Annotated in this window: 6 protein-coding genes; 3 read left to right on the top strand and 3 right to left on the bottom strand. The window is 75.4% G+C overall.

Translation table 11 applies throughout. The features are described from left to right. The 3 genes from ACFU6K_RS27815 to ACFU6K_RS27805 form a co-directional block, all read right to left on the bottom strand. Positions 1 to 738: SCO2322 family protein (locus ACFU6K_RS27815; RefSeq protein WP_380667501.1), on the bottom strand; the 738-nt coding region annotated here is incomplete at its 3' end. Continuing rightward, positions 738 to 2,009, bottom strand: coding sequence for a prenyltransferase/squalene oxidase repeat-containing protein (locus ACFU6K_RS27810; RefSeq protein ID WP_380667499.1), 1,272 nt, complete (start codon positions 2,007 to 2,009; stop codon positions 738 to 740). The genes ACFU6K_RS27815 and ACFU6K_RS27810, both read right to left, overlap by 1 nt. A 245-nt stretch (positions 2,010 to 2,254) precedes the next feature. Next, a complete protein-coding gene (locus ACFU6K_RS27805; protein ID WP_049660100.1) occupies positions 2,255 to 2,875 on the bottom strand; it encodes a TetR family transcriptional regulator in 621 nt (206 codons plus the stop codon). A gap of 232 nt (positions 2,876 to 3,107) precedes the next feature. On the opposite strand from ACFU6K_RS27805, the gene ACFU6K_RS27800 reads away from it, so the two are divergent. The 3 genes from ACFU6K_RS27800 (at position 3,108) to ACFU6K_RS27790 (ending at position 6,373) form a co-directional block, all read left to right on the top strand. After that, the gene (locus ACFU6K_RS27800) at positions 3,108 to 4,418 is read left to right on the top strand and encodes a glycosyltransferase family 4 protein (RefSeq protein ID WP_380667496.1); all 1,311 of its coding nucleotides are present in this window, start codon (positions 3,108 to 3,110) and stop codon (positions 4,416 to 4,418) included. Positions 4,419 to 4,571: 153 nt separating this feature from the next. Further along, a complete protein-coding gene (locus ACFU6K_RS27795) occupies positions 4,572 to 5,315 on the top strand; it encodes a class I SAM-dependent methyltransferase (RefSeq protein ID WP_380667494.1) in 744 nt (247 codons plus the stop codon). Further along, positions 5,312 to 6,373, top strand: a complete 1,062-nt coding sequence (locus tag ACFU6K_RS27790) for a prenyltransferase (protein WP_380667492.1) — start codon at positions 5,312 to 5,314, stop codon at positions 6,371 to 6,373. The genes ACFU6K_RS27795 and ACFU6K_RS27790 overlap by 4 nt, the downstream gene beginning before the upstream one ends. The last annotated feature ends 94 nt before the right edge of the window (positions 6,374 to 6,467 follow it).

Raw genomic sequence — 6,467 nt, 5'->3', positions numbered from 1 at the left:
GCCGGTGCTGTGGTCGGCGGGTCCGGCGTCCGTGCCGGCGGCCGGCCGGGCGGCGCCGGCCGCGCCGACCTGGTCGCCGCAGCCCGCCTTCGGGTACCCGGCGATGGCGCACAGCAGACCGTTGGTGTCGTAGCGCAGCGGCGGGGCGACGGTGGCCAGCACCTCGGCCGAGGTGGCGCGGGGCGCGACGGCGGCGCAGGCCGTGCGCTGCTCGGGCACCGAGGCGGCGGACGAACCGGAGGCGGACGAAGTGGAGGCGGACGAACCGGCGGACGAACCGGCGGTGGCTGAACCGGAGGCGGACGAACCGGCGGCGGAGCCGGCGTCCTCGGCGGTGCCGAAGTCCAGCACGACGGCCACCCGCTTGCGGCCCTCCTGGGCGGGCGTGTCCGCGCAGATGTCGGCGAAGCTCCCGGCCGTCCGGGGCTTCGCGGCGTCCTGCCCGCCGTCCGGGCTCAGCGCGAACCGCCACCCGTCCACGGCCCCGTCCGGCGGCACCGCGACGGAGGGACCCTGCTGCTGGTACGTCCAGCTGCCGCCCTCGGCGCCGCGCCAGAACGACCAGTACCGGTACCCGGCCGCCTGCGCCGGAGCGGCGGAGGCGAGCAGCAGCACCGCCCCGAGGAGGGGGAGGAGCAGCCCGGCGAGGGCGGTGCGGCGGCGGGCACGGGCACGGGCGCCCTCGCCCGGCAGGCCGGGCCCCGGCCCGCCCGGAGCGGCGTGGGAGGCGGGACGCATCAGAGGTGGGTGTTGCGCTTGCGCTGGAGGCTGAGGAGGAGGCCGCCGCCGACGCCGATGAGCAGGCCGACGCCGATCAGCCAGTACTGGCCGATGCCGCCGTCCTTCTTCTTCGCCGGGGCGGTCGCCGTGGCCGTGGCGGGGGCCCCGGTGGCCTTGGGCGCCGGGCCGAGGGCGGTGAGCTGGCCGGTCAGGGCGGCGGTGTCGCGGTGGGCGGCCTGGGAGACCAGCAGGAGGGTGGCGGTGGCGCCGGCGTCGGTGCCGCCCTTGGTCCAGGTGGCGCCCTCCTTGGCGAGCCAGTCGACGGCGCCGGCGGCCTGCTGCGGGTGGCCGCTCTGGCTGAGGGCGAGGGCGGCCCAGGCGGTGGCCGTGTAGTCGGGGGCGGGGGCGGCGCCCGGAGTGGTGAGGGTGAGGTGGTCGCCGCCGGCCGCGAGCTGGGCGGTCAGGTAGGCGCCGACGGCCTCGCCGGACTCCGCGTGCGAAACCGGGGCCGCGGCGGCCGAGGAGCCCTGGGCGGCCGGGGCGTCGGAGGCGCACGCCAGGGCCTTGGGCGCGGCGTCGGCGTGCACCGAGCCGGCGACCGGCAGGTGGCCGCCGCTCGCGGCGAGCGCGGCCTGGGCGCTGGCCAGGGCGTTCGGGGTGAGGGCACCGCCGGCCGGGTCGGGCTGGTAGGCGAAGGCGCCGCGCTGGTCGGCGGGGGCGGCGCAGCCGAGCTGGAAGAGGGCGACCCCGTCGAAGGCGGACCGGCCGGCCTTGGCGACGCCCGCCGGGTCGGTCTTCGCCGCGAACAGGGCGTTGACGGCGAGGCCGGTGGAGTTGGCGTCGCCGGGGCTGCCCGGGTTGTAGGCCCAGCTGCCGTCGGCGTTCTGGTTGGCCTTGAGCCAGCCGACGCCCTTGTCGACGGCCTCCTGGTGGCCGCCGAGGGCGACCAGGGCCTGGACGGCGACGGCGGTGGCGTTGCTGTCCTCGGTCCTGGGGTCGCAGGCCGCGCCGGCGGCCCGGTACGAGGGCCAGCCGCCGTCCTCGCACTGCTGCCCGGTGAGCCAGCCGACGGCTGAGTCGGCCGGGGTGACCTTGGCCGCCGTGAGCGCGGTGAGCGCCAGGGACTGCCGCCAGACGCCGTCGTACGTCGGGTCGCTCTTGCCGTACAGCCCGTCGGGGACGGCGGCGGGGGTCGGCGCGGGGCTGTCGGCGAGGGCCGGTCCTGCGGCGAGGCCGGTGAGCAGCGCGGCGGACAGGGCGGCGGCGCCCAGGCGGGCGGCGGTCAGCATGGTGCGGGTGTGCCTTTCGGTGAGCGGTGGTGGCCCGGGCGGGGCCGTTCCGTAGTCCTCGACGGTGCCGGGCGCGTGCGTCCGGACTGGCCGCTCGCCCCTCCCCGGGTGCTCCGACTCGTCCGGGCGGCCGAGGGCGGCGCCGGGATGGAGTTGTGCCGACTGTCGACTCTAGCCGCCGGAGCACGCCGGGCGTCCCGGCACGGGCAGGAACAGGTTCCAGTCGGCGGAGGGAGGGGGAGCGCTCACGGCAGGGCGAGCAGCCGGGCCGCGGTGTGCAGGTCGGCCCGGACCTCGGCGATCGAGGCGCGCCCGGAGAGCCAGGCGACCAGTGCCGAGTGCCAGGTGTGCTCGATCACCCGCACCGCCGCGCGCTGGCTCTCGGTGGGCGGTCCGGACTGGCCGATCGCGTCCAGGATGAGCTGCCCGGTGGCCGTGCTGACCTGGTCCACCTCGGCCCCCACCGAGCGGTCCGCGAAGGACAGCGCCCGGACCATCGCCTCGGCCAGCAGTGGCTCGCGCTGCAGCGCGTGGAAGGCCCGGGTGAGGGCGTCGGCGACCCGCGGCGCCGGTTCGCGGTCGGTCGGCGGGTGCCGCCGGATGTGCTCCTGGAGGCCCTGGAGCTGCTCCAGCATCACCGCCACCAGCAGGTGGACCTTGGACGGGAAGTACCGGTAGAGCGTGCCGAGGGCGACCTGCGCGCCCTCCGCGACCTCCCGCATCTGCACCGCCTCGTACCCGCCCCGCACCGCCAGCGCGGTGGCGGCCCGCAGGATGCGCCGGCGCCGTTCGGCCTGGCGCGCGGTCAGCGGCGGCTCGCCCGGGGGCGAGAGCTGCGGAGAGGTGGAAGGAGGGGGTGGCGGCAAGGGTGCTCCCGGGCGGGCGAGAGTGGCGGCGTGCTCCACATGGTCGGCAGGATCCGGCGTGGCGGGAATCACCAGCCCTGGCTCCTGAGGGAAAGCTACGGGCCGGTATCTTCGAGGTCTCTCATTGTTCACGTGGTCGACGACGAGTTCCCCAGCCACTGAAACCTGATCTACTTTAGCGACCGGAAGCACGACCGGCAGCACCGTAAGCAGCTAGAGAAGAGGGCCCAGGATGACCGCGCAGCCGCTGCGGATTGCCCTGCTGTCGTACCGCGGGGACCCGTTCTGCGGCGGTCAGGGCGTGTACGTACGACACCTCTCCCGGGAGCTGGCCAGGCTCGGCCACCACGTGGACGTGATCGGCGCCCAGCCCTTCCCGGTGCTCGACGAGGTCGACGGCCCCGGCTCGGTGCGCCTGGTCGAGCTGCCCAGCCTGGACCTCTACCGCGCCGACGACCCCTTCCGCACCCCGGCCCGCGACGAGTTCCGCGGCCCGGTGGACGTGCTGGAGTTCGCCACCATGCGCACCGGCGGCTTCCCCGAGCCGCTCACCTTCTCGCTGCGCGCCCGCCGGTACCTGGCCGCCCACAAGGGCCGCTACGACGTGGTGCACGACAACCAGACCCTCGGCTACGGCCTGCTCGGCCTGGCCCGGCACGGCTTCCCGCTGGTCACCACGATCCACCACCCGATCACCGTGGACCGGCAGCTGGAGCTGGACGCCGCCACCACCCGGGGCAAGCGGCTGTCGCTGCGCCGCTGGTACGCCTTCACCAGGATGCAGCGCCGGGTCGCCGCCCGGCTGGACCACGTGATCACCGTCTCCGGCACCTCGCAGCGCGAGATCGCCGAGCACCTGGGCGTCGCGCCGGGCGCGATCTCGGTGGTGCCGATCGGCGCCGACACCCGGCTCTGGTCGCCCTCGGCGGAGATCGAGCGCGTCCCCGGCCGGATCGTCACCACCTCCAGCGCGGACGTCCCGCTGAAGGGCCTGGTCTTCCTGGTCGAGGCGCTCGCCAAGGTCCGCACCGAGCGGGACGCCCACCTGGTGGTGGTCGGCAAGCCGCAGAAGGAGGACGGGCCGGTGGCCGAGGCGGTGCGCCGCTTCGGGTTGGCCGGGCACATCGAGTTCCGCAGCGGGCTGACCGACCGGGAGCTGGTCGACCTCTACCGCTCGGCCGAGGTGGCCTGCGTCCCCTCGCTGTACGAGGGCTTCTCGCTGCCCGCCGCCGAGGCGATGGCCACCGGCACCCCGCTGGTCGCCACCACCGGCGGGGCGATCCCCGAGGTGGCCGGGCCGGACGGGGAGTCCTGCCTGGCGGTGCCGCCGGGGGAGGCGGACGCGCTGGCCGCCGCGCTCGGCCGGCTGCTGGACGACCCGGAGCTGCGGGCCGGGCTCGGTGCGGCCGGACGGGAGCGGGTGCTGGCCCGGTTCACCTGGGAGCGGGCCGCCGAACTGACCGCCGAGGCCTACCGCGCGGCGCTCGCCACCGGCGTCGGCGCCCGGGCCCGCTCGGGGCCGGGCTGGCGGTACGTGGCCTAGCCGCCCGCCCGCCGGCGGCGGGTCGGTGACGGCCGGTCGGCGGAGGCGGAGCGGTGGCGGCAGGGCGAGCCTGCCCGACGAAGCGTGACGTGCCGGGAGTGGCGTGACGAGGCGTCAAGAACGCTTGGTAGCAATAGGAATGGGAGTCCTGCAGTGCTGACCGTCGATTTCTCGCGCTTCCCGCTCGCCCCCGGCGATCGGGTGCTCGACCTGGGCTGCGGCGGGGGCCGGCACGCGTTCGAGTGCTACCGCCGTGGCGCCAACGTGATCGCCCTCGACCAGAACACCGAGGAGATCGCCGAGGTCAGGAAGTGGTTCGCGGCGATGGAGCAGGCCGGCGAAGCCCCCGAGGGCGCGTCGGCGGTCGCGATGGAGGGCAACGCGCTGGCGCTGCCGTTCGAGGACGAGTACTTCGACAAGATCATCATCTCCGAGGTGATGGAGCACATCCCGGACGACAAGGGCGTGCTCAACGAGATGTTCCGGGTCCTCAAGCCGGGCGGCCTGCTCGCCGTCACCGTGCCCCGCTGGCTCCCGGAGAAGATCTGCTGGGCGCTGTCCGACGAGTACCACGCCAACGAGGGCGGCCACATCCGGATCTACCGGGGCGACGAGCTGCTCGACAAGCTCAAGGACGCCGGCCTGGAGCCGTACGGCACCCACCACGCGCACGCGCTGCACTCGCCGTACTGGTGGATCAAGTGCGCCGTCGGCGTCGACAACGACAAGGCGCTGCCGGTCAAGGCCTACCACCAGCTGCTGGTCTGGGACATCGTCGGCACCCCGGTGATCAGCAGCCTCACCAGGGCCGCCGAGCGGGCGCTCAACCCGGTGATCGGCAAGAGCTTCGTCGCGTACGCCTCCAAGCCCAACCGCGCGCCGGGCGGGACGGCATGACGGCCGCCGTCCCCGAGGTGCTGCTGCTCGACGGGGTGCTCGACGCCGAGCAGGCCGCCGACACCGTGCGCAGCATCCTGGCCGAGCAGCGCCCCGACGGCGCCATACCCTGGTTCGCCGGCCACCACCTCGACCCCTGGGACCACACCGAGGCGGCGATGGCCCTCGACACGGCCGGCGAGCACGCCGCCGCCGAGGCCGCCTACCGCTGGCTCGCCGCCGCCCAGAACCCGGACGGCTCCTGGTATGCCGCGTACACCGACGGCGTCGCCACCGACCGGGCCAAGGAGAGCAACTTCTGCGCGTACATCGCGGTCGGGGTCTGGCACCACCACCTCAGCACCGGCGACGACGCCTTCCTGGAGTGGATCTGGCCGGTCGTCCGGCGCGCCCTGGACTTCATCGTCGGGCTGCGGCTGCCCGGCGGCCCGATCGCCTGGCGGGTCGACGGGGACGGCACCGCCACCGACGAGGCGCTGCTCACCGGCTCGTCCAGCATCCTGCACGCGCTGCGCTGCGGCCTGGCCGTCGCCGAGTACCTGGAGGAGCCGCAGCCCGACTGGGAGCTCGCGGCCGGCCGGCTGGGGCACGCCGTCTCCCACCACCCCGAGCGGTTCCTGGACAAGGGCCGCTACTCGATGGACTGGTACTACCCGGTGCTCGGCACCGGCCTGCGCGGCGAGGCGGCGGTGGCCCGGATCGAGCGGGACTGGGAGCGCTTCGTCGTCCCCGGCCTCGGCGTGCGCTGCGTCAGCGACCGCCCGTGGGTGACCGGCGGGGAGAGCGCCGAGCTGGCGCTCGCGCTCTGGGCCATCGGCCAGTCCGACCGCGCGGTGGACATCCTGCGCTGGATCCAGAAGCACCTGCGGCACGAGGACGGCTCGTACTGGACCGGGTACGTCTTCGAGGACGACGCGATCTGGCCGGAGGAGCGCACCACCTGGACGGCCGGGGCGCTGCTGCTCGCGGTGGCCGCGCTCGGCGGGGACCCGGCGACGGTCGCGGTCTTCGGCGGGGAGCAGCTGCCGGCCGGGCTGGTGGTCGCGGACTGCTGCTGAGCCCGGCGCGAACGTAGGACGGGCGTACGCGGAGCGGATATACGTACGGAACGCGCGCCCAGGGCGCGCACACGCGGAAGGGGCGGGACCGGAG

The organism is Kitasatospora sp. NPDC057512, from assembly GCF_042802135.1.
GTDB lineage: Bacteria > Actinomycetota > Actinomycetes > Streptomycetales > Streptomycetaceae > Kitasatospora.
The sequence above is the reverse complement of the archived record's forward strand: the minus strand, read 5'-3'. Positions and strand labels throughout refer to the sequence as shown.

What these genes read in the sequence shown, in the direction of transcription:
- ACFU6K_RS27810 (WP_380667499.1), bottom strand. Translation starts at nt 2,009, where the DNA reads ATGCTGACCGCCGCCCGCCTGGGCGCCGCCGCCCTGTCCGCCGCGCTG.
- ACFU6K_RS27800 (WP_380667496.1), top strand. Translation starts at nt 3,108, where the DNA reads ATGACCGCGCAGCCGCTGCGGATTGCCCTGCTGTCGTACCGCGGGGAC.
- ACFU6K_RS27790 (WP_380667492.1), top strand. Translation starts at nt 5,312, where the DNA reads ATGACGGCCGCCGTCCCCGAGGTGCTGCTGCTCGACGGGGTGCTCGAC.